This is a genomic window from Chachezhania sediminis (assembly GCF_009765275.1).
GTDB lineage: Bacteria > Pseudomonadota > Alphaproteobacteria > Rhodobacterales > Rhodobacteraceae > Chachezhania > Chachezhania sediminis.
On the sequence record NZ_VOPH01000012.1, the window covers coordinates 1 to 22,963 of the forward strand.

18 protein-coding genes are annotated in these 22,963 nt (G+C 66.5%); 5 read left to right on the plus strand and 13 right to left on the minus strand.

The features are described 5' to 3' along the window. On the plus strand, positions 1-376 hold a 376-nt coding region (locus tag FQK05_RS22360; protein WP_158971132.1), incomplete at its 5' end, for a UTRA domain-containing protein. Between the two features lie 209 nt (positions 377-585). Further along, positions 586-2,043, plus strand: a complete 1,458-nt coding sequence (gene betB / locus FQK05_RS22365) for a betaine-aldehyde dehydrogenase (protein WP_158971134.1) — start codon at positions 586-588, stop codon at positions 2,041-2,043. A gap of 253 nt (positions 2,044-2,296) precedes the next feature. On the opposite strand, the gene FQK05_RS22370 is transcribed toward betB, so the two are convergent. Together FQK05_RS22370 and FQK05_RS22375 are read right to left on the minus strand one after the other, a co-directional pair. Continuing rightward, complete coding sequence (locus FQK05_RS22370) at positions 2,297-3,394, minus strand: ParB/RepB/Spo0J family partition protein (protein ID WP_158971136.1); 1,098 nt, start codon at positions 3,392-3,394, stop codon at positions 2,297-2,299. 3 nt (positions 3,395-3,397) lie between these two features. Next, positions 3,398-4,786, minus strand: a complete 1,389-nt coding sequence (locus tag FQK05_RS22375) for an AAA family ATPase (RefSeq protein ID WP_158971138.1) — start codon at positions 4,784-4,786, stop codon at positions 3,398-3,400. A 542-nt stretch (positions 4,787-5,328) separates the two neighbouring features. On the opposite strand from FQK05_RS22375, the gene FQK05_RS22380 reads away from it, so the two are divergent. Continuing rightward, positions 5,329-6,516 carry a replication initiation protein gene (locus FQK05_RS22380; protein WP_158971140.1) on the plus strand — a complete coding sequence of 396 codons (1,188 nt, stop codon included), beginning with the start codon at positions 5,329-5,331 and terminating at the stop codon, positions 6,514-6,516. Positions 6,517-6,535: 19 nt separating this feature from the next. On the opposite strand, the gene FQK05_RS22385 is transcribed toward FQK05_RS22380, so the two are convergent. The 4 genes from FQK05_RS22385 to FQK05_RS22400 form a co-directional block, all read right to left on the minus strand. After that, on the minus strand, positions 6,536-8,875 hold the full coding sequence (locus tag FQK05_RS22385; protein ID WP_158971142.1) for a TRAP transporter large permease subunit: 2,340 nt from the start codon (positions 8,873-8,875) through the stop codon (positions 6,536-6,538). A 75-nt stretch (positions 8,876-8,950) separates the two neighbouring features. Continuing rightward, positions 8,951-10,009 carry a TAXI family TRAP transporter solute-binding subunit gene (locus FQK05_RS22390; RefSeq protein ID WP_158971144.1) on the minus strand — a complete coding sequence of 353 codons (1,059 nt, stop codon included), beginning with the start codon at positions 10,007-10,009 and terminating at the stop codon, positions 8,951-8,953. Positions 10,010-10,070: 61 nt separating this feature from the next. Continuing rightward, a complete protein-coding gene (locus tag FQK05_RS22395; protein WP_158971146.1) occupies positions 10,071-11,429 on the minus strand; it encodes an aminomethyl transferase family protein in 1,359 nt (452 codons plus the stop codon). Positions 11,430-11,475: 46 nt separating this feature from the next. Further along, positions 11,476-12,381: an MBL fold metallo-hydrolase gene (locus FQK05_RS22400; protein ID WP_158971148.1), complete on the minus strand. Its 906-nt coding sequence runs from the start codon at positions 12,379-12,381 to the stop codon at positions 11,476-11,478. Positions 12,382-12,493: 112 nt separating this feature from the next. Here FQK05_RS22400 and FQK05_RS22405 point away from each other — a divergent pair, with 112 nt between their 5' ends. Beyond that, a complete protein-coding gene (locus tag FQK05_RS22405) occupies positions 12,494-13,405 on the plus strand; it encodes a LysR family transcriptional regulator (RefSeq protein ID WP_158971150.1) in 912 nt (303 codons plus the stop codon). A gap of 222 nt (positions 13,406-13,627) precedes the next feature. Here the strand turns inward: FQK05_RS22405 and FQK05_RS22410 are convergent, their stop codons facing one another. The 7 genes from FQK05_RS22410 to FQK05_RS22440 form a co-directional block, all read right to left on the minus strand. Next, complete coding sequence (locus FQK05_RS22410; protein ID WP_158971152.1) at positions 13,628-15,118, minus strand: AMP-binding protein; 1,491 nt, start codon at positions 15,116-15,118, stop codon at positions 13,628-13,630. A gap of 117 nt (positions 15,119-15,235) precedes the next feature. Next, positions 15,236-16,066: an enoyl-CoA hydratase gene (locus tag FQK05_RS22415; protein ID WP_158971154.1), complete on the minus strand. Its 831-nt coding sequence runs from the start codon at positions 16,064-16,066 to the stop codon at positions 15,236-15,238. Next, a complete protein-coding gene (locus tag FQK05_RS22420; protein WP_158971156.1) occupies positions 16,063-17,235 on the minus strand; it encodes a CaiB/BaiF CoA transferase family protein in 1,173 nt (390 codons plus the stop codon). Before FQK05_RS22420 ends, FQK05_RS22415 begins: the two co-directional genes overlap by 4 nt. Then, complete coding sequence (locus tag FQK05_RS22425) at positions 17,232-18,332, minus strand: ABC transporter ATP-binding protein (RefSeq protein WP_158971158.1); 1,101 nt, start codon at positions 18,330-18,332, stop codon at positions 17,232-17,234. The genes FQK05_RS22420 and FQK05_RS22425 overlap by 4 nt, the downstream gene beginning before the upstream one ends. Before the next feature lies 1 nt (position 18,333). Then, positions 18,334-20,055 carry an ABC transporter permease gene (locus FQK05_RS22430; protein WP_158971160.1) on the minus strand — a complete coding sequence of 574 codons (1,722 nt, stop codon included), beginning with the start codon at positions 20,053-20,055 and terminating at the stop codon, positions 18,334-18,336. Continuing rightward, positions 20,055-21,086: an ABC transporter substrate-binding protein gene (locus tag FQK05_RS22435; RefSeq protein WP_158971162.1), complete on the minus strand. Its 1,032-nt coding sequence runs from the start codon at positions 21,084-21,086 to the stop codon at positions 20,055-20,057. The genes FQK05_RS22430 and FQK05_RS22435 overlap by 1 nt, the downstream gene beginning before the upstream one ends. 86 nt (positions 21,087-21,172) lie before the next feature. Next, positions 21,173-21,841 carry a GntR family transcriptional regulator gene (locus tag FQK05_RS22440; protein WP_158971164.1) on the minus strand — a complete coding sequence of 223 codons (669 nt, stop codon included), beginning with the start codon at positions 21,839-21,841 and terminating at the stop codon, positions 21,173-21,175. A 138-nt stretch (positions 21,842-21,979) separates the two neighbouring features. Between FQK05_RS22440 and FQK05_RS22445 the strand changes: the two genes are divergently transcribed. Further along, a complete protein-coding gene (locus FQK05_RS22445; protein WP_158971166.1) occupies positions 21,980-22,963 on the plus strand; it encodes a quinone oxidoreductase family protein in 984 nt (327 codons plus the stop codon).

Below are 22,963 nucleotides of genomic sequence, written 5' to 3' on the forward strand. Positions count from 1 at the left end.
CCGCCCCGGCCGGCGCTGGATGCTGATCCGCCAGACCCGCCATATCGACGGGCAGGACGCGCCGGTGGGCTGGACCGACGTCTACCTGGCCGACGACTATGCCGACATCGCGGACGAGATTCCGGACTATCCCGGGCTGGTCTATTCCCTGCTGGAAGAACGCCACGCCGTGGTGATCCAGGAGATCCGCCAGTCGATCCGCGCCATCATGCTGCCACAGGAATTCGCGGACCCGCTTCAGGTCCCGGCCCACAGCCCCGCGCTGGAACTGCGCCGGACCTACCGCGACGGCGACGGTATCAGCCAGATCATCACGCTCAGCGTGCTGCCGGCCCAGCACTACAGCTATGACATCACCCTGCGCCGGCAGGCCTGACCGGATCCGATCGGTCCTGACCCGGTCTTGCCGGGCCTGACCTGTATTCCCGCGTCCCGAAGCGGACCCTGCCCGCGCCGCGGCCCTGCCCGACCGGCAGGCACGGGGTGACCCCCCTGCACAGATCCCCGTTCACGCCGATTTCAAGGAAGGGCTTGCGGCGCGGCCGCAATTCGATGCAACTACTGCCGTCCTTCTGAAAGCCTGCCATGACCTATCCGACCCAACCGACCGCCAGCCATTTCATCGACGGAACCTATGTCGAAGACAGCGCCGGCACGCCGATCGACGTGATCTATCCCGCGACCGGGAAGGTCATCGCCCGGGTCCATTCCGCCACGCCCGCAATCGTCGAACGGGCGCTGGCCTCGGCCCGCGCGGCACAGGCGCAATGGGCGGCGATGACGGGCGCCGAACGGGGCCGCATCCTGCGCCGCGCCGCCGACCTGATGCGCGCCCGCAATCACGACCTGTCGGTGCTGGAAACCTACGACACCGGCAAGCCCTATCAGGAAACCTCGGTCGCCGATGCGACCTCGGGCGCCGATGCGCTGGAATATTTCGGCGGCATGGCGGCGACGCTGGCCGGACAGCACATCCAGCTGGGCCAGGACTGGGTCTATACGCGGCGCGAGCCGCTGGGCGTCTGCGTGGGCATCGGCGCCTGGAACTATCCGACACAGATCGCCTGCTGGAAGGGCGCCCCGGCCATGGCCTGCGGCAACACGATGGTCTTCAAGCCCTCGGAGACCACGCCGCTCTCTGCCCTGAAGGTCGCGGAGATCCTGGTCGAGGCCGGCCTGCCCGCCGGCGTCTTCAACGTGATTCAGGGCCTGGGCGACGTCGGCGCAGCACTGGTGACCGACCCGCGCGTCGACAAGGTGTCGCTGACCGGATCGGTGCCCACGGGGAAAAAGGTCTATGCCGCCGCGGCCGCGGGGATGAAACATGTCACGATGGAACTGGGCGGCAAGTCGCCGCTGCTGGTCTTCGACGACGCGCATCTGGACAACGCCGTGGGTGGCGCGATCCTGGGCAACTTCTATTCCTCGGGTCAGGTCTGTTCCAACGGCACCCGCGTCTTCGTCCAGAAAGGCATCAAGGAGGCGTTCCTGACCCGCCTGGCCGAACGCGTGGGCAAGGCCGTGATCGGCGATCCGATGGACCCCGACACCAGCTTCGGCCCCATGGTCAGCCAGCGCCAGATGGAAATCGTCGAAGGCTATATCGCCAGAGGCATCGCCGAAGGCGCGCGGCTGGTCTGCGGCGGCAACCGGCTGAACCGCGACGGTTTCTGGCTGCAGCCCACCGTCTTTGCCGACGTGACCGACGACATGACCATCGCGCGCGAGGAAATCTTCGGCCCCGTGATGTCGGTCCTGGACTTCGAGACCGAGGAAGAGGCGATGGCCCGCGCCAACGCCACCGAATTCGGCCTGTCGGCGGGTGTCTTCACGTCGGACATGACCCGCGCCCACCGCGTGGCGGCCGGGTTCCAGGCGGGCGCCTGCTTCATCAACTCCTACAACGACGCGCCGGTCGAGGCCCCCTTCGGCGGCATGAAGATGTCGGGCGTCGGACGCGAGAATTCCGCAGCAGCGATCGAACACTATTCGCAGCTGAAATCCGTCTATGTGCGGATGGGGGATGTGGAAGCGCCCTACTGACCCCGGCGCCCCGGTCCGGACCGATACCGATACCGATACCGATACCGATACCGAAGCCACGGAACGCGAAAGGCTCAGGACCGCAACCAAAGGTCCTGCCCGGCTTTCCTGCATCCCTGGGCCGACCAGGGCCGCGCCAGCATCTGCCCGGCATATCGGAACGAAAATCCACCTTTCGTTCCGCCATCCCGCAGACTGTCCACGCCGTAGGGTGCGTGCTCCGCACGCACCATCCGCACCACCCGGTTCCGGCCTATCCCCGATCCAGCAATCGCGCGACCTCGGCCATCACGACGTCGACCAGTTCCTCGTCCACCTGGGCACCCTGGATCCGGATCATCCAGCCCTGCCCGTCCTCGGCACTGGTCAGGGTGATACCTGTCTCCAGCGCGATCTCCTGCCCCTTGCGCTTCACCGCCGCCTTCCGCGGCCGGCCCCCCCGCGTGGGTTCCGGCGGCGCCGGTTCCACAGCGTCCAGCGCACGGGTCAGCGCCTCGGCCTCCTCGGCGGCCGTGTCCAGCACCTGTTCGGCCAGGGCATAGCGCATCTGGTTGCCCGACCCGTTTCGCAGGGCCTGGGCGATCTTCAGCCCCTCCTTCTCGCGGATCAGGTCGGGATAGTTCAGCATGTCCCCCAGCTCCTCGAAGATCAGCGCGAAGGACCGGATCTTGGATCGCTTGGCCTTGGACGCCACCGGGAACAGCCCGTCCACCGCCGCCTCGACACTGGGGAACGCGCCCTGCTTGCTGGCGATGACCGCGATCCGCCCGCGTTCGTAATGGCTCAGCGAGGCGCGGACCTCGTTCTCTTCCACCATCGCAGCGAAGGCCCCGCCCATCGCCGCAGGGTCCCTGACCACGGCCCGGATGGTGGCGAAGCGGTCACCCCCCGCCCTGCCCTTCAGCGCCTGCACCGCGCGCAGCCTGCGGTAGCCGGACAGCAGCCCGTAGCGATAGCCCTTCCGCGCCGCCTCGTCCCCGGGAAAGACGAAGACCTCCACCGGCAACCGCAGCCCGTTAGCGGCGATGGACTGCTCCAGCTCCTCCATTTCCACCTTGTCCAGCACCACCCGGTCGCGGACCAGCGCATCGGCGTCGATCTCGTCCAGCGGGATCTCCAGCATCAGCAGGCCCTGCCCCTCTGCCGCGCGCAACCGCTCGGCATCCGTCCGGTCCTGCGCCGCCCGCGCCCGCTCCTCCGCCGGGCGGGCATCGTAGGCCGCCGCGCTTTCGGCCGCGACCTGGGCAATCGGTGCCGCCGGCGCCCTCACCCCGGTTTCGCGGCGAAACTCGTCTTCATAGCGCGACAGGTCCTCGGCCGTCGGCAGGTCCAGTTTGCGTCGCTTGGCCATGGCTTACTCCTTCCCCATCTGCTGGTCGCGCCACCAGGTGCCCAGGATCAGCGTCTTCACCTCGGCCCAGGTCCGGTCGAAGGTTTCGCGCCCCCGGACATAGGTGTCGCGGTTGAAGTCGCGGTAATCGGTTTCGTAGATACCGGACACCTGTTCGCCGGCCTGCCCCACCATCGCCGTCACCTCCTGCCGGTAGGTGGTCATGAAGTCGCCGAAATAGGCCTGGATCACGTTGGCCAGATCCGACTGCTGGGCGGCGTCGAAGCGGGTGATGATCGCGCGGACTGCATCCCATTCGAACCGCATCTCCGGCAGACCGTCCTGCCGGCGCATCCGGTTCTCCCCCTCCTCGATCGAAGCGAAGGTCGAATAGATCATGTCGAAGAACCGGCCGGTGGAATCGAATTCCAGAAAGGACGCGCCCAGGGGGACCAGCAGGATGTCGGCAGCCGCCAGCGCGTTGATCGTCAGATAGCCGAGCGCGGGCGGCGTATCGAGGAAGATCACGTCGTAGCGGTCCAGCAGACCGCCGTCGTTCAGCGCATTGGACAGGGAATCCCATAAGGGCCAGGACCGCGCCTGCATGCGCCAGACCGGCACCTGGAATTCCGACCAGTAGAGGTTCAGCTGCGCGCCGATCAGGTCGATGTTCGGCCAGTGGGTCGGCTGGATCAGGCTGGCAGGTTCGACCGCCAGCGCCTCTGTCAGGGTCTCGTCGAAGGGGATCGCCGGATCGCCGGCCGCGACGCGCACCCGGTTTTCCGCCTCCAGATGGCGGGCGAAATCGCGGGCCAGAAGGGGGAAGGCGGTCTGCCATTCGTCCTCTACCTTGCCGCCCATGATCGAGGTCATGGAGCCCTGGCTGTCCAGATCCACCACCAGCACGCGGTAGCCATCCAGCGCCGCTGACATCGCCAGGTGCGCCGCGGTCGACGTCTTGCCGACGCCACCCTTGAAGTTCGCCACCGCCACGACCTTGGCCGGCAGACCTTCGGGCCGCCAGGCACGGTATTCGCGGTTGGCCGCCCCTTCGGTGGCGAAATGGTCGCGCAGCTGCATCACCTCTTCCAGCGTGAACCATTTCGAACCGCCGTCGCCGGTGCCCTGCGGCAGGTCGGGATGGGCCTTCAGCACGCGGCGCAGATGGGCCGGCGCCACCGGGATCAGGTAGCGACAAACTTCCCACGTGGAAAACTTGCGCAGCCGCTTCTGCCCGTCCGGCGCATAGCCCCGCCGCGCCAGATCGTCCCGGCCGCGCGCCGCAAAGGCCGCGGCCTTGGCAAAGCGGGTCGTGTCGATGGGCTCTGCCAGCCCTTCCGCCGCCTGCGCCGGGTCGATATTGAAGTAGGGGGGCAGGTCGGACCGGGATCCGGTCCCCGACTTGATTGCCATGACAGCCTCGCATGTCCGCTGTTTTCGAGGATATGTGTCCGAATATGGCACATGGAGAAGAGAATGGGAATCGATCACGCCGTCGTTTTCCCTTGTTTACCTTAACAAATCGAAAACAGGGCGGAACTGTTTAGGAATCTTGTAGATATTTTAGAATCTTTACGCTGAGATTTCTGATTGTTTGTCAAAGACTTGCAGGGTAACAGGCATCCGGATACAGGACCGCCGGGCGCCGGGAACAGGGGCAAGGGGACCCGTTTGCGGGATAAGAGGCTCCGATTCGCGGTCTGTTCCGCGGCCGGGACTCCGCTGGCCCTGAAAATCAAGGATATGTTGGGGGAACCGGCCTGTCAGCCCCGGTATGTGGGGGGCGTCCGGAAAACCGATCCTGTAAGTGGGCACCTTTTGCCGGGCCTTCGCCGCGGGGACCTTTGGCAGGGCCCCCGGCGAAAGGTGCCAATGCACGGCTTGCCACGCGGGTACCTGATGGTCGATACTGCGGCCACGATACAAAGACTCGCCGGGGCAGGGGGCAGACCAGGATGGATGACATCCCGCACGAGACGCTGACAGGCTCGCTCCGCCGGGGCGCGGTGAAGAAGCATGTCGCGGCGATCCATGTCTCTGGCAAGCTGACGCTTCTGCAGCGCAAGCTTTCGAACGTGCTGTTGCTGAATGCCTACGACACGCTGATCAGCCAGGCGGTCCACCGGATCGATGCGCGAACGCTGTGCATGATGATCGGCTACAATTCGAACGACATGGAGACGCTGAAAGCCAGCCTGCGCGGCCTGGCAGAAACTGTCGCCGAATGGGACATGCTGGACGAGAAGGGTCAGCAGGAATGGGGCGTTTCCGCGCTTCTGAGTTACGCCAAGCTGAAGGGCGGGATCTGCGAATATGCCTATTCGCCCGCGCTGGCGGAAAAGCTGAACGACCCCAAGGTCTTTGCCCTGATCAATCTGAACATCCAGCGACGCTTTACCTCTGGCCATGCGCTGGCGCTTTATGAAAACTGCTATCGGTTCCTGCGGACGGGCAGCACCGGCTGGTGGTCCCTGGACCTGTTCCGCCGGCTGATGGGGGTGGCGGACAGCCCCTATTACGAGACCTACAAGCACCTGAACGCCAAGATCATCAAGCCGGCGGTGGCGGAGGTGAACAAGACCTCGAACATCGTGGTGACGCCGGAGGTCCGCAAGATGGGCCGCACGGTGACAGACATCCGTTTCCGCATCGCCGAGAACCCGCAACTGGCGATCCTGGACCTGGACGACGGGGCAGGGGTGCGCAATTCCGACGTCTATCCCCGCCTGCGCGCGCTGGGGGTCAGCGACCGGCTGGCGCGGCAGTGGATCGGCGAACACGGTGAAGGCGTGGTGCAGCGCAAGATCGACTATGTCGCGGGGCAGGGGGGGGTGAAGAACCCCGTGGGCTATCTGACCGCCGCGCTGAAGCAGGATTTCGGCCCGGAGGTTTCGCAGCGAAACCCGGAAAACCGCAGGCCGGTGTCGCTGCGCGCCCGGCGGCTGGAGCGGGTGCGGGACCTGGCCGCGGCGCGGACGCCGACGCAGCGTGATGCGGACAAGCGGCTGTTCCTGTCCAAGCTCGACGGGGCCAGGCGGGACGATTTCGAACGGCATGGCTGGATGTCGGCCCTGAACGTGGCCGAGATCGAGGCGTTCTGGGAAACGCTGTCGCCCGGCGCCTTCGACGGGCTGGAGGAGTGACCGGCGGGGTCTTGGGGATCTAGGACCCGGCCAGCAGACGCCGGGCATCGACGCGGAGAAGGAGGAGCGCGGCCATGGCCAGCGCGCCCAGGCTGATCCAGGCGGACGACGACAGGAGCAGTACGGCGCAGCCCAGCCGGAGGATGATTTCCCAGGAGGGAAGGGGGGCCCGGTCGAACCGGGCCAGTGCGCTGGCCATGAGGTAGAGCGCCAGCGCCAGCCGGGCCAGAAGCCAGGCCAGCGGCCCGAGGTGAAGATGACCGTCATAGCCGGGTAGGAACGCGCCGACGGCGGCATTGGCCGAGGGGTCCAGCATGGCGGCGGGGACCAGCAGGATATCGGGGTGGAAGGCGAAGACGAAGGGGATGACGAACATCACCGCGCCGGACCGGACGGCGGAAAAGCTGGTGGCGATCGGGTCGGCCCTTGTGATCGTCGACGCGGCATAGGAGGCGACGGCCACGGGCGGGGTGATGGCCGAGGCGCAGGCGAAGTAGAAGATGAACATGTGCGCGGTGAAATGGGCGATACCCAGACCGACCAGCAGCGGGCCCATCAGCAGCGCCGCGTTGATATAGGCGGGCACGGCGGGCATTCCCATGCCCAGCAGGATCGCCAGGAACATGGTGACGGCCAGGGCCACGAACTGGAACAGCATCGGTGCGCCGCCGCCAAGGTCCAGGGACTTCAGCCAGCCCAGCACGTCCAGCGCCACGAAATTCGCAAGCCCCGTCAGGTTCAGGCTGATGTCGATGACCGAGACGGCCAGGAACATGAGGTAGAGGGTCGAGATCGTGACCCCCGCATCCGCCAGCACGTCCAGGAAGCGCATCGGCCGGGCGCGGAAGTCGCGGTCCATGAACAGGAGCACCGCCAGAAGGATCGCCGCCCACCAGCCGACGCTGCCGGCATCCCCGGCCGAATTCTGGATCAGCTGCATGATCCAGGGCAGGTCGGTGGCGCGGCAGCTGGTGCCGACCATGACGATATCCGCCCCCAGAAAACGCGAGACCGGATCGCAGCCGATGGCGTCCTTCGGGATCAGCAGCAGCACGACGATCAGCAGGATCGGCAGCGCGATCTGAAGCAGGTGGATCCGGTCGCTGCGGGTCAGGCGCATGTCCGCGGTGATCTCTCCCACCGCCTCGATCCCCTGCTTGCGGGACTGGAACATGACCGACAGGAACATGCAGAAGAAATAGGCCACGGCCGGGATGATCGCGGCGATGGCGACCTCGCGGTAGGGAACGCCGGTCATGGAGGCCAGGACGAAGGCGGCGATGCCCATGATCGGCGGCATGATCTGCCCGCCGGAAGAGGCCGCGGCCTCGACCCCGCCGGCATAGACGGCGGAAAAGCCGCGGCGGATCATCATCGGGATGGTCAGGGCCCCGGTGCCCAGCACGTTGACGACGGGCGTACCGGTGGTGGTGCCGAACATGGCAGAGGCCACGATGGCCGCATGGGCAGGGCCGCCGCGCAGCTTGCGAGTCCAGAGAAAAGCAAGCTTTATCAGCGTGTTGCCGCCCGCGCTGACGGCCAGAAGCGCGCCCAGCACGATATAGGGAAAGACGGTGTTCAGCATGATGTGCAGGAACTGGCCCAGAAGGCCGGACCCCTGGTTCGTCAGAAGGTCCTGCACCCGTGCCTGACCGTCCGCCAGCGATCGGGGTTCGCCCCCCAGGGCTGTGATCAGGTACTTGTTCATGTCGTCGGCGCCGAAGACATACCAGATCAGCACCGTGGCCAGCGCATAGGTCGCCAGGATGATCGACACCAGCACCAGCGAAAAGCCCCAGACCTGCACGTTGTAGGCCAGGAAGACGACGACGGCGAGGCCCACGATCAGCACCAGCCAGCTGCCGGTGGTGGCCAGGCAGGCCGGGTTTTCGATGCTGGTGGGTTTCGGCAGACCCATGGCCAGGGCCATGTCCTGTTCTGCCTTCAGCGCCCGTTCGATCAGCGCGGACCGTTCGCCCGTGATCACGTCGATCAGGCAGACTGCCTCGTGTTCGATCAGGTAGGTGACCGAGATCGACAGCGCCGCGACCACCAGTGCCACGTCCAGCGCCAGCCCCCAGGCCCGCCGCAGCGGCGTGTCGTCCAGCCACTTGCGCCGAAGCGAGCTGGTCAGGACCACGATCACCATCATCCAGGCGAAGGTCAGCGGATAGAAAAATTCGTAGGGAAAGCGCCGGACCGCAAGGCCGGGGGCGTTCAGCAATTCGCGCCAGAACGTGTCCCAGCCGGGGATCGACGGCGTGGAATTGATCATGCCCGCCAGGACCAGCGCCACGGCCAGGATATAGGTCAGCGTCTTCGGTCCCGCCTTGACGGTCGGGGTGCCTGTGTCGGCCATGATGTCGTGCCCAGGGTCAGCGAATGTCAACGAATGGGGGCCGGGGGCAGGGCGCTGCCCCCGGCGGTCAGGGCGTTACTTGGCGCAGTCCGGAACGGTGTACCCGGCCTCTTCCCAGGCGCGGACGGCGCCGGGATGGTAGGTGACCGGGTTCGGACCGCACATGCCGGATTTGCGGGCGTCCAGCTCCTCGAACCCCACGTTCCGTGCATAGGGCGCCTTGGCATAGATCTCGTCCAGCGTCTCGATATGGGCCTTGGTCAGCTGATAGGCCAGGTCCTCGTCCATGGCCGCGTTCACGCAGTTGCCGCCGACCGATCCACGCATGCGGAAGATGTCGTCGTCGGACACGATGGTGGCGTTGTCGCCCAGCGTCTGCATCTGTTCCATCGTGAATTCCACCGGGGCGGAGCCCGGCGCCGACAGCAGGCGCTGCATCGTTTCGCTTTCCCATTTGTCCCTGGGAATCGACCAGAAGGTCATCTTGCCGGCCGAGAGCGCCTGAAGCGGGCGGTCCGACGGGATGAATTCCGGCAGGAGCGCCGCGTCCGAGGTGCCTTCGGTGATCGTCGTCACCATCTGCGACCAGTCGGACTGGATCCCTTCATAGCCCTTGCCTTCCTCCAGCCCGGTCATGACCTGGATCAGCGCCCGGGCCTCGGCCGTGGCGCCGCCGCGGGGCGGGCCGTTCAGGATGCGGCGGCCCTGCAGGTCGTCCCAGCCCTGGAGGCCCACGGTGTCATAGGCGTAAAGCACGTAGACCCCGAAGGAATAGGGATAGAGGATCCGCAGGTTCGAGGCGAGTTCAGCCCCCTTGTCCGGTCCCATGGCGGCATAGGGGCCCAGCCCCTTCGACATCAGGAACGGCAGGATGAACGGGCAGATGCCGATATCGATCCGGCCTTCGGCCACGGCCTGGGTCGCATCGGCGCCGGTCTGGCCCAGCGTGATCTGGATATCGGCGATATCGCGTTCCGAGGCGACTTCGGCCAGATGGGCGATCGACAGGTGCACGGCCACGCCCGGCGCGGATGTATAGGCCGTCAGGTTCTCGGCCGCGGTGGCCGCGCCCGAGATCGTTATCGAACTGGCCGCCACGGCTGCAAATACGGCGGCAAACAGGCTTCGCGTCATGTCCTTCTCCTCCCCTTTGGTGATCGGCGCGCCCGTCTCTCCCTGCGGGCGCGGCCGATGTTCAGTCCTTCTTGATGCTCTTCTCGAAATACGGGACCGGCGCGATCCTGGCCCTGATCCCCACCACCTCGTGTTCTTCGACATTCAGGCGGCGCGAGTTCGGTTCCCCCCACATCAGCGTGACTTCCTTCCCGATCTGGGCCGCGTCGTTGTCGATCAGGGCCGTCGACAGCAGCGCGCCCGCATTCGAGGAATAGGACGACCATTGCGAGATGCCCACCGGCTTGCCGTCCATCCGCACCTCGTCATATTCGAAGGTGGCGTACATCGGCACCGGCAGGGCGATGAACTTGGTCCGCGGGCGGTCCACGCCCAGCGACCGGCGCATCACGTCGAAGACGTCGTCATTGTTCCATTCCAGCGTGACCTTGGTGCGCGCCGCTTCGCGGTTGCGCCGCACCAGCGCGTCCCGGCCGATGAAATCATGTTCGAAATGGACCATCTTTGCATAGCCCAGTTCGTTCGGTTCGACGAAATAGTCCCGGACGTCGTCCGAAACGTAGCTGCCGCCCAGCGAGGCCGCGCCTTCGAAGCTTCGCGCGGGCAGCCAGTCGCGGAAGCCCTTCGTGTCCTCGCCCGCGTAAAGCGCGGGGAAGGGCCGGGGCATCCAGCCGCTTTCCTGCGCGGCGGTGGGATAGGTCACGGCGCCGGCCTTCCTGAGGTCGAAGGCAATGCCGGCTTCCTCGACCCGGGCGCGGACGGCATCGCGGTCGTCCCAGTTGCCGTAGATTTCGAATCCCGGGCGGCCGGCCATGCCGTGGCGCAGCGCGCGGACGGTCCGGCCGGCGATCCGGAACTCGCCCACATGGAAGAACTTGATGTCGGGCAGGGGGCCTTCGGCGATTTCCTGCACCAGGGGCAGGGCATTCGGGCCCTGAAGCTGGAACCGGAACACGTCGCGCCGGGGGCGGGGGACGATCATGTTCTCGTCCCGGGTCGCTTCCAGCTGCATGCCGCTGGTTTCGGCCTTGTACTGGACCCAGTTGCTGGCGGTGGGCGGGCCCACGACGCGCAGGAAATCGTCCGCCTCGCAGAACAGGATCGCGTCGGAAATCAGGTAGCCATCGTCGTTCACCATCACCAGCTGCTTGCCCCGCAGGGGATGCAGGTCGTTCAGGTTGTTGGTCGCAAGCCCGGTGATGAACTTCTTCACATCCGCCCCGCGCAGATGCGTTTCGGTCATGTGATAGGACTGTTCGAAGAGGACGACCGAATGCTGCCAAGCCCGCTGTTCGTCCCGCCAGTTCGAAAATTCCGCCGGAATCCCCGGGAAGACGGAGTGACCCAGGGGCGAACTGCGGAGCATGTTCAGCACGCTGCCCGCGGCGTCGATCTTCTGTTGAAGTGTCTTGGTGGTCATTGGCCCCCCTCAGTGCGCAATTGACGTGGTTTCATGCCCGGCTTCATCATGGCCGTCCCCCGTAGCGATAGGGGACGACGGTGACGTTCCGCCCGATTTCTATGGTCATCAGGTCTTCGGCCACCAGGACCAGACCGTCGTATTCGTCCGCAAGTTCGGCCACCATCCGGGAAATCGGCATCGGATCCGGTGGCAGAAGCGCGATATGGGTCAGCATCGCCAGACGCGGTTTCGTCTGGGCGAAGACGCGGCCCACCTCCTGCGGGTTGGCGTGGTGGTCGATGGCGATCTTGGCCCGCGGGTTCTTGGCGAAGGTTTCGGGCGTTCCGGCCGCGATTTCGTGCACGAAGACATCGGCGCCATGGGCCTGGGCGATCAGGTTCTCGTTATAGCGGGTGTCGTGGCTGTGGACGAAGACATGGCCCCGGTATTCGACCCGGAAGGCATAGGCGGGCTTGATGAAATCGCCGTGGTCGACCTCGATCGCGATGATCTTCAGGCCGTCGCGGTCGAAGACCGTGCCTTCGGACGTGTAGACATGGGGAACCATGCGCATGTGTTCGGGGTCGATCTCGCTGTCGGCGACGCGGATCGCGCGGTCCGGGCCCGACGCCTGCCAGGCGCCGGCGGCGATATCCTCGATCCCCGGGGGGCCGTAGACATGCAGTGGCCCGCCGCGATTGGCAAAGGGCTGCTGGATCGTGCCGGTCATCAGCAGGTCGAAGATCCCGGCATAGTGGTCGGAATGATAGTGCGAGAGGATCACGGTGTCGGTGTGGCCCACCGGGAACCCGGCCTGTGCCATCCGGATCACCGCGCCCCGCCCGCAATCGATCAGAACCCGCTGGTCGCCGGCCTCGATCATCGTGGAGGTGCCGAAGGCGTTGATATGCGGGTTCGGAATGCCCGTGCCCAGCAGGGTCACCCTCAGCATATCGGTGTCGTCTTGCATGGCGGTCTCGTCAGTCGGTGCGAAGATGAATCTGCGATGCACATTGTGTCGGTTAATACATGATGTAAAATTCGCATTTGTCGGATTGGCATAGAAAAATGGTATATCTGGAATGGACCCGAGACTTCTGACGCAACTGGCCACGATCGTGGAGCTTGGGTCCGTCACCAAGGCGGCGCAAAAGCTGAACATCACACAGCCGACCCTGTCGCGGACGGTGAAGGTGATCGAGGACCGTGTGGGCGCGGCCGTGCTGCGCCGCCGTCGCCACGGCGTGGCGCCCACCGAGATCGGGGCGCGGCTGGCGGCCGAGGGGCGCGAGATCCTGCGCCGGTCGCAGCAGGCCGATGCCGCGATCGAGGAATGGAAGCACGGCTTCAAGGGGGAGCTTCGGATCGGCGTCGGGCCGATGCTGGCCACGACCATCATGGGCGACTTCTTTGCCGAGACGATGGCGAAACCGCCGTCCTACGGGCAGAAGATCTATTGCGAATACGCGGCGCGGCTGGTGGAACGGCTGAAGCGCGACCAGCTGGACGTGGCGATCATTCCTTACGACCTGAACCGCGACGACGACGTTCTGGTGCGGGAAAAGCTGTTCCAGGATCACCTGTCGGTCTTTGTGGGCCAGACCGATCCGCTGGTCGGGCGCAGGGCGGTTCCCGCCCGCGATCTGGCGCAGCACCAGTGGATTTCGGTGGGCGAGATTTCGGGCCTTTTCGACGTCACGCGCGAGATGCTGGACCATCTGGGCCTGCACGATGTCGTCCCCCGGATCGAGAATACCGGCGACGTGACGATGACCTTCCGGATGCTGGAAAAGACCCGGTCGTGCAGCCTGTTGCCCTTTCGCCTGCTGGGCACCTTCCAGGACCGGTTCCGCATCGCGCCCGTCGATCTGGACGTGGAACTTGCGACGCGGAACGTGGGCCTGTGGACCACGATGGCGGGGCGCGACCGGCCCGAGACGCTGGATTTCCTGAAACGCCTGAACGCGTACCTGGCCCGCGCCGGACTGACCTGAGCGCCGGGGCGCAGCCCGGCCGCACCGCGGCGGGCGGGCTGTGGCTGCGATAGCGGGAGAGGGCGGAAACCGGGCGTCCCGGGCGGGCAGGGCAGGCGGTGCGGGGGACCGCGCCCCATCGTGCACCCGCCGGTCGCCCCATATCGGGGGTCCGGCGGATACCGGGTGCAGTTCCTCCGATGGCGCCGGAGCGGCCGGGACGGGGCCGGTATGGGGCCGGTATCAGGAATATGTCTGCCGCAGGGCGTTCTTCTGGACCTTGCCCATGGCGTTCCGGGGCAGTTCCGGAACGGCGTGCCATTCCTTGGGCTGCTTGAACCGCGCCAGCCGCGGTGCCAGCGCCGCCTGGATCGCGTCGAGATCCAGCTGCACCCCGGGCACGGGCACCACGGCCGCGGCGACGCGTTCCCCGAAATCGGCGTCGGGCAGGCCGAAGACGGCGCTTTCCAGCACACCGTCCGCCGCATCGATCAGCGCCTCGACCTCCTTCGGATAGACGTTCAGCCCGCCGGTGATGATCAGGTCCTTGGAACGGCCGACAATCGTGACATAGCCGTCTTGGTCCAGGGTCCCAAGGTCGCCGGTCCGGAACCAGCCGTCTTCGGTGAAAGCCTCTGCCGTCTTGTCGGGCAGGCCCCAATAGCCCTTGAACACATTCGGGCCCTTCACCTGGATTTCGCCGACGGCCCCTTCGCCCGGGGCGATGCGCAGGTCGACATCCGGCAGGGGCAGGCCCACCGTGCCGGCCTTGCGCGGCCCGTCCAGCGGGTTCGAAGTGTTCATCGAGGTTTCGGTCAGCCCGTATCGTTCCAAGATCCGCTGTCCGGTCCGGGCTTCGAATTCGGCGTGGGTCTGGGCCAGCAGCGGTGCACTGCCCGAAATGAATAGCCGCATGTGCCCGGCCGTGTCGCGCCCGAAGGCCGGGTCCGACAGCAGCCTGGTATAGAAGGTGGGCACGCCCATCATCAGCGTGGCCCGCGGCATCAGGCGTATCGCCTGGGCGGCGTCGAATTTCGGCAGCCACAGCATCTGCGCGCCGTTCAGCAGGATCACGTTCGACGCCACGAACAGCCCGTGGCTGTGATAGACCGGCAGCGCATGAAGGAGTACGTCGCCGGCCCCGATCCCCCAGAGCCGCGACAGCGACCGGGTGTTGGACAGAAGGTTTCCGTGGCTCAGCATCGCGCCCTTGGGCCGGCCGGTGGTCCCGGAGGTATAGAGCATGGCGGCAAGGTCATCGGTCCCGCGGGGGGCGATCGGGCCGGTTGTGCCGGTCGGGTTCGTCGGGCCGGCCACGGTTTCCCAGTCGCCGCGGCCGTCGGGGGCCATGGTGCAGACCCGGGCGCCCAGCCCCGCCGCGACGGGCGCGAGCGTCGGGGCCCTGCCGGGATCGCAGAAGAACAGCGAGACGGCGCAGTCGCGCAGGAAGAACTGCACCTCCTCGTCCGGGTAGGCGGTGTTCAGCGGCAGAAAGACGGCCCCCGTCCTGGTGCAGGCGGCATAAAGTGCCAGGGACGCCTGGGATTTTTCGACCTGGGCCGCGACCCGGTCGCCCGGGGCGATGCCCGCGGCGTGCAGGGTCGCGGCCAGGCGGTCGACCAGCGCAAGAAAGCCGGCATAGGTCAGCGTCCCGCCGTCGGCAAAGGTCAGGAAGGGCGCGTCGCGGCCGGCATGCGGGGCGAAGAGCGCATCGTAGAGCGGATTCTCGGTCATCGGATCGTCCTGTCGGGCGGAACCGGGGCCCGTCCGGCGCGGGACGCGCCGGATCGCGGCCGATCCGCCGTGATGGATGGGGGGAGGGGCGGGGCGCGACGGGCCGCGCCCGCGGCGTCACCGGCCGCGGAAGTGCGGCGCGCGCTTTTCGGCAAAGGCGGCGCGGCCTTCCTTGTAGTCTTCGCTGTCGAAACAGGCCTGGATCGCGGCATCGATGGCGTCCAGATCGCGCGCGTCGGGGTCCTGCGTGACCGCGCGGATCGCCATCCGGGCGGCCTTGATCGTCAGGGGTGCGTTGCCGGCGATCTCGGCCAGGTAGGCCGCGGCGGCCTGGTCGAAGCCCTCGACCGGCAGGATCCGGTTGATCAGGCCCATGGTCAGCGCTTCCTCGGCCGAATATTTGCGCGCGGTGAAGAAGATCTCGCGCGCGTGGGCGGGACCCACGACATCGACCAGCGCCTTGATGCCGGCATAGCGGTATCCCAGCCCCAGCCGCGCGGCGGGCACGGCAAAGCGGGTATTGGCGGCCGCGATCCGCAGGTCGCAGCTGAGCGCCGTGCCCATGCCGCCGCCCACGCACCAGGTGCGCGCCACCGCCACCGTGGGCTTTGGCGAGCGGACGATGGCCGCGTTGGCCTGCGCGCCCACGCGGTCGTATTCCGCGACCTGTTCCGGCGTCGACCGGCGGCGCCCGAATTCCGAGATGTCGGCCCCCGAGATGAAGGACCCTTCGCCCTCGCCCCTGAGCGCGATCACCTTGACCGCGGGATCGGCGGCGAAATCGGCAAAGGCGGCCGGGATCTGGCACCACATCGCGTAGGTCACGGCGTTCTTCCGCCGCGGATTGGCGAAGGTCAGCCAGCCCACGCCATCCTCGACCGTGGCCACGACCTGCGGCGTGTATCCGTCCGCCTCGGGTTCCAGCGGGATCCTTGCCAGTTCGCTCATATCACACCCTTTGCCTTCAATGCCTCGACCTCGGTCCGGTCATAGCCCAGTTCGGTCATCACCTCGACCGTATGTTCCCCCGCCTCTGGCGTGGGGCGCCGCATCCGTGCCTCGGCGCCAGAGAGGGAGATGGGTTGACCCAGCACCTTCTGCAGGCCGCGGGTCGGATGGTCGACCTCGGTCACGATGCCCACGTGCTGGACCTGCGGATCGGCAAAGACCGCGTCCATCGTATTGATCGGGCCGCAGGGGATCTGTGCCTGCAACAGGGCCTGGGTCAGATCGGCCGAGGTCCGTGTCCGCGTGATCGCGTAGATCTGGGCGTTCAGCTTGTCGCGGTTCAGATAGCGCTGGCGGGCCGAACAATAGTCGGGATCGTCGACGAAATCCGGCCGGCCGATCAGGTCGCAGAAGGCCACCCACATGCGGTTGCCGTTCACGGCGATGTTCATCGCCCCGTCGGAGGTCGGATAGACCCCCATCGGCACCGCGGTCGGGTGGTCGTTGCCGGCCTGTCCCGGCACCTCGCCGTCGATCAGCCAGCGCGCCGCCTGGAAATCCAGCATCGCGATCTGGGCCTGCAGCAGGCTGGACTGCACCCACTGGCCCTGGCCCGTGCGGTCGCGGTCCAGAAGCGCGATCAGGATGCCCATGGCGCAGAAGATGCCGGCGCTGAGATCGGCCACGGGGATGCCGGCGCGCACCGGACCCTGCCCCGGCAGGCCGGTGATCGACATGAGCCCGCCCATGCCCTGGGCGACCTGGTCGAAACCGGGACGTTCGGCATAGGGGCCGGTCTGGCCGAAGCCGGAAATCGAACCCAGCACCAGCCCGGGGTTGCGGGCGTGCAGCCTGTCCCAGTCGAGCCCCAGCCGCGCCTTCACGCCGGGGCGGAAATTTTCGACCAGCACGTCGGCGCCGTCGATCAGGCGGCCCAGCACCTCCTGCCCTTCGGGCGATTTCAGGTCCAGTGTCAGGCTGCGCTTGTTGCGGTGCAGGTTCTGGAAATCGGAACTTTCGCGGCTGCCATAGCCGGTATCGTCCGCAGGCGGTTCGACCTTGACCACGTCGGCGCCCCAGTCGGCCAGCATGCGCACGCAGGTGGGGCCCGACCGGATCCGTGTCAGATCCAGGACCCGGAAGCGGTCCAGCGGTTGGGGTGCATTCATTCGGCGGCCTCCATCAGGGGTGCGTCTTCCACCAGCACGATGGCGCGTTCCGGGATCGCAATCCAGACCGCGCTGCCGGTTTCAAAGTTCTCTTCGGGCGGTCCGGCGGCCCGCAGCCCGGCGCCGCCGGTGGCCAGCGACAGGCCATAGTCCCAGCGTTCGCCCAGGAAGGTGCGGTCGGCGACCGATCCCGGCAGGACCCGCGCGCCCGGGATATCCGGGGCGATGTCGTCCGTCCGCGGCACCAGGCGCAGCGTCTGCGGCCGGATCGACACCAGGACCGGGCCGTCGGCGCCGCCGGTGCCCGCAGGCGCGGGGGCCGAGAACCCGTCGAATTCCAGCCGGGCACCGTTCCGCCGCCCGTCGACCAGGTTGGTCCGGCCGATGAATTCGGCCGCAAAGCGTGTCGTCGGGCGGGAATAAAGCCGGTAGGGCGTATCCAGCTGTTCGATCCGGCCGGCGCTGATCACCGCGATCCGGTCGGAAATCGCCATGGCTTCGGACTGGTCATGGGTCACGTAGACGGTGGTGATCCCGAATTCGTCGTGCATCCGCTTGATCTCGCCCCGCATCTCCTCGCGCAGGTTGGCGTCGAGGTTCGACAGCGGCTCGTCCAGAAGCATCACCTTGGGCTGCAGCGCCACCGCGCGGGCCAGGGCCACGCGCTGCTGCTGGCCGCCCGATAGTTCCGCCGGATAGCGTTCCGCCAGGTGCCCCAGCTGCACGACCCGCAGCGTTTCGTCCACCTGCCGGGCGATCCGGTCCTTGGGCAGGCGCTTCATGCGCAGCCCGAAGCCCACGTTCTGGGCCACGGTCATGTTGGGCCAGATCGCGTAGGACTGGAAGATCATCGACATGTGGCGCCGTTCCGGCGGCACCACCCCGCGCGGAGAGCTGATTTCCTCTCCATCCAGGTGGATCGTGCCTTCGGTCGGCGTGATGAAGCCCGCGATCATCCGCAGCGTCGTGGTCTTGCCGCAGCCAGACGGGCCCAGCAGGGACAGGAACTCTCCGTCCTCCAGCCGCAGCGAGATGTTGTCGACGGCCTTGAAGCTGCCATAGCTCTTGGTCAGGCCCTTGAGGTCGAGCACCGTCATGTCAGTTCCTTCGCAGCATGAAGTCGCGGCCCAGAAGGCGCATGCCGACGACGACGACCAGCGTCGTGATCGCAAGCAGCACCACCCCCATGGCGGCGAGCATTTCGTATTCGCCCTGTTCCGACAGATCGAGCGTCAGGATCGAGATCACCCGGTTCTGGTAGCTGGACAGGAACATGGCGGTGGACAGTTCCCGCGAGCAGATCACGAAGACCAGGATCCAGACCCCCAGCAGGGACTTCTTCAGGACCGGCGCCACCACGTCGGTCAGGGCCCGCAGGCGCGAACCGCCGTGGATGCGCACCGCTTCCTCCAGCTCCGGGTTCAGGCTGCGGATGCCGGACGAACAGGACAGGAAGGAGATCGGCAGGAACCGGGTGACGAAGGCGATCACGATCAGCAGGGACGATCCGTAAAGCGACAGCGGCGGTCCGGCATAGGCGGCATAGAAGCAGATCGCGAGCACGATCCCGGGCACGGCCACGGGGGCCAGTGTCAGGAAGGTCAGGATCTGGGCATAGGGCACCAGTTTCCGGATCACCGTATACGCCAGCAGAAAGCCCATCGCGGTGCAGATCGTGGCGCCCGACAGGGCCACCTTGATCGTGTTCCACATCGCGTCCCGGACGGTCTGCTGTTCGAACAGGATCTCGACATAGTTCGCCAGTGTCAGGTTGTCGAAGCTGGGCGGCTTGGCCCAGGCGACCGAGAACGAGGTGGTGATCAGCATCCCCGCCGGCAGCACCACGGCCAGCAGCGTGACGAAGGCGCCATGCCCCAGCAGGACCCATTTCCAGCCGCCGATCTTCATCGGCTGGCGCGATCCGCCCTTGCCAGACACGGCGACCGTGCCGCCCCGCAGCATCAGCCGCTGGATCACCAGCAGGACGATGGTGATCAGCACCATGGGAACGGAAAAGGCCATCGCCAGTTCCACCTTCGCCGGATATTCGAAGAAGGTCGTCAGCTGGGTCGTGGCCACGTTGTAACGGGCCGGAATGGCGATCAGTGCGGGCGTGCCGTAAAGGGCGATGGTTTCCAGGAAGACCAGCATGCAGGCGCCCAGCACCGCCGGCAGGGCCAGGGGCAGGGTGATCAGCCATGTGGTGCGCAGGGGGCCTGCGCCATGGATGGCGGCGGCTTCCTCCATCTCGGACGAGATCAGGTCGAAGGCCGAAGTGGCGAAGATGAAGATCAGCGGAAAGACGTTGATCGCGATGACGAAGGCCAGCCCCCACATCGAAAAGACGTTCAGAAGCGGACCTTCGAACCCCGTCACGGCCCGCCAGAGCTGGTTCAGCCAGCCGGCATTGGGACCCGCCAGAAGGATCCAGCCGATGGCGCCCAGGAAGGGCGGGATGATGAAGGCGCCGATGACCCCGAAATACATCAGGCCGCGAAGCGGCGTGTCGGTGCGCGACACGGCAAAAGCCATCGGCAGCGCGAAGAACAGCGCCAGTGCCACGGTCACCGCCGCCAGCTGGATCGTGTGCCAGTAGGCGGTCATGTACCGCGCACGGCCGAAGATCGCGGCGAAATTCTGCAGCGTGAAGGCGCCCGTCTTGGGGTCGGAGAAGCTTTCGATCACCAGCCGCGACAGGGGGCTGGCAACCAGGACAACAAGCAGCAGGGCCAGCACGACGAAGATCGCGATGGTCCAGTCGAAGCGGGGGGCGCGCCAGCCGGCGCGCCGCCCCGTATCGATGTCGGTCTCGGCGCTCATCAGATGCCGAACGTGTCGCGGAACTTCTCGGCCGAGGGCGCGACCTCTTCCAGGATCTGTCCGGTGGTGGCCGTGATCACCTTGATCTGGTCAATCGACGGCACGCCTTCGCGCGTGGCCACATCGGGCCGGATCGGGGTCGAGAAGTTGCCGGCCGCGATTTCTGCGATTTCGGTCCCCAGCAGAAATTCCATGAAAAGCTTCGCGGCCTCGGGATGCGGCGCGTCCTTCATGATCATCGACGGCGAGGTGATCAGCACGGTTCCGTCGGTCGGTGCGACCAGCTTGATCGGGTTGCCCTTCGCGGCCGAGATCAGGGCCGAGGTGCCGGGACCGGCGCCGACGGCCGTTTCGCCCGCCGCGGTGGTCGTCACCACGTCGATCGAGGACCGGCCGACATAGGGATCCTGCGCGGCCAGCTTTTCGAAGAATTCGTCCCCGTAAAGTTCGCGCATCTTCACGGCCCAGATGCCGATATAGCCCGAAAACCCGGGATGCCCGATGGCGACCTTGCCCTTCCATTTCGGGTCCAGAAGATCGGTCCAGTTCCTGGGCGCCTCCTCTTCGGACACGAGGTCGGTGTTGTAGACGATCGACATCGGGCCCACCGTGGTGATCGTGAACATGTCGTCCGCGTCGACCCCCTGAAGATCGGCCAGGACCTCGCCCTTGCGGATCGGGGTGTAGGACATCAGCAGGTCGCGCCCCTTCAGGTCGACCGCATGGGCCATGTTCGACGTCGTCAGCACGTCGGCATTGGCGACGCCGGTGTCGATGTCCTGGTTCAGCCGCTGGAAGGCCACCGTTGCAGTGGACCGGACGACATTCACCTTGATGCCCGGGTAAAGCTCGGTGAACCGGTTCCCCATCCGCTCGGCGGTCTCGGAATCGACCGGAACGACATACCAGGTCACCTCGCCTTCGGGCTTGGCCTTCTCGTAAAGCTCTTCGATGGTTTCGGCCGAGGCGGCGGTCAGCGGCGCCAGCGCCAGGACCGTTGCCAGTGCCGTCAGCACTGTTCTGCGTTTCATGGGTTTCTCCTCCCTTACAAATCTTCGATGCGACAGCGGCGGCGCCGACGCGTCTTGCGTCTCCTCCGGCGCCGGCCGATAGGCTGTCAGCTTTCCTTGCGGTGCTCGTTGCTGCGTTGCAGGGCCGCGACGAGATCGGCATAGACCCGGCCGCCCGACAGGATGTGGTCGCGCATCGCTTCGCGCGCGGCGGCGGGATCGCCGGCGCTGATCGCCTCGACCACGACACCGTGTTCCTGCAATGACCGGGTGATGCGCGATTTCTGATAGAGGCTGGACGTGTGATAGAACGCCATCCGCCGCCGCGTCTGGCGCAGCATCTCGGACAGGTAGGCATTCCGCGCGCCGGCATAGATCGCGGCGTGGAAGCGGTGGTTCAGGCGGATATAGCCGTCGCTGTCCAGGTCCGCCGCGAAAGGTGCGCTGTCGATGTGAAGGGCGCGCATCGCCTCCACCTCCTCGGGCAGCATCCGTTCGGCGGACAGGGCCGCGGCCTCGGCCTCCAGGATCGCCAGCGTCTCCATCATGGCGACCGCCTGTTCGGCGTTCAGCCCGACGACGACGGCGCCGTGGCGCGGCCGCATCTCGACCAGGCCGGACGCTGCCAGCTGCATGATCGCTTCGCGCGCGGGGGTGCGCGAGACTTCGAACCGTTCGGCCAGGGACTTTTCGTCGATCGTGTCGCCGGGCTTCAGCCGTCCGGCATTGATCTCGCCCTCTAGCTTGCGGCGAAGCGTTTCGCTGGCACGCGCCATGTCCCCTCCTCGAGTCGTTTGTGCATTCATTATCGATTCTTATGTATACGTAAAGGGATTGTTTGTGTCCTTTAATGTTGCTCTATGTGCGGAAGTGCGGAATCAGCGAGTCCGTTGCTGCAGTACGAGGGGGAGCGCATGCAGACAGAAGCCATCCGAATTCACCGCCACGGCGGGCCCGAGGTCCTGCAGATGGACAGGGTGGACCTGCCGGATCCGGCCCCGGGCCAGGCGCTGGTGCGCAATACGGCCATCGGCGTGAACTATGCCGACATCTACGAACGCGAAGGCGATCACGGCGGGCCGCATTCCGCCAAGCCCATGCCCGTCACGATGGGCCACATGGCCGCCGGCGTGGTCGAGGCGCTGGGTCCGGACACGGCGGGGCCCGCGGTTGGGACGCGGGTCGGCTATATCGGGCCGAATTCCTATGCCGGGCATACGGTGATGCCGGCGGCGCGGCTTTTCCCGCTGCCGGAGGCGCTGTCGGACGAGGTCGCGGGCGCCTATCTGCTGCGCGGGCTGACGGCGGAATATCTGGTGCGGCGGCTTTATCCGCTGGGGCCGGGCAAGACCGCGCTTGTCCATGCCGCGGCCGGCGGCATGGGCCTGCTGCTGGGGCAGTGGGGGGCCCTGCTGGGCGCACGGATGATCGGTACGGCCGGGTCGCCGGAAAAGGCCGAACTGGCCCTGCAGTTCGGGTATTCGGATGTCATCGACTATAACGCGCAGGACTTCGTGCAGCCGGTACTGGACCTGACCGGCGGTGTCGGCCCCGACGTGATCTATGACGGGGTGGGCAGGGCGACCTTTCGCCGGTCGCTGGACTGTATCCGGCCGCGGGGGATGGTGATCAGCTATGGCACCGCGTCGGGGAACGTGGGCGAATTCGACCTGCAGCTTCTGCATTCGAAATCGATCGTCGTCACGCGGCCGACGCTGCGCAGCTGGATTTCCGACCCGGACGAGGCTGCGGCCGCCGCCCGGGCCACCTTCGAGGCCCTGACGGCCGGCCGGATCGTGACGCCCATCGGTGCGACGCTGCCGCTGGCCCGGGCGGCCGAGGCCCACCGCATGATGGAAAGCCGGACCACCACGGCGCCCATCGTCCTGATCCCATGA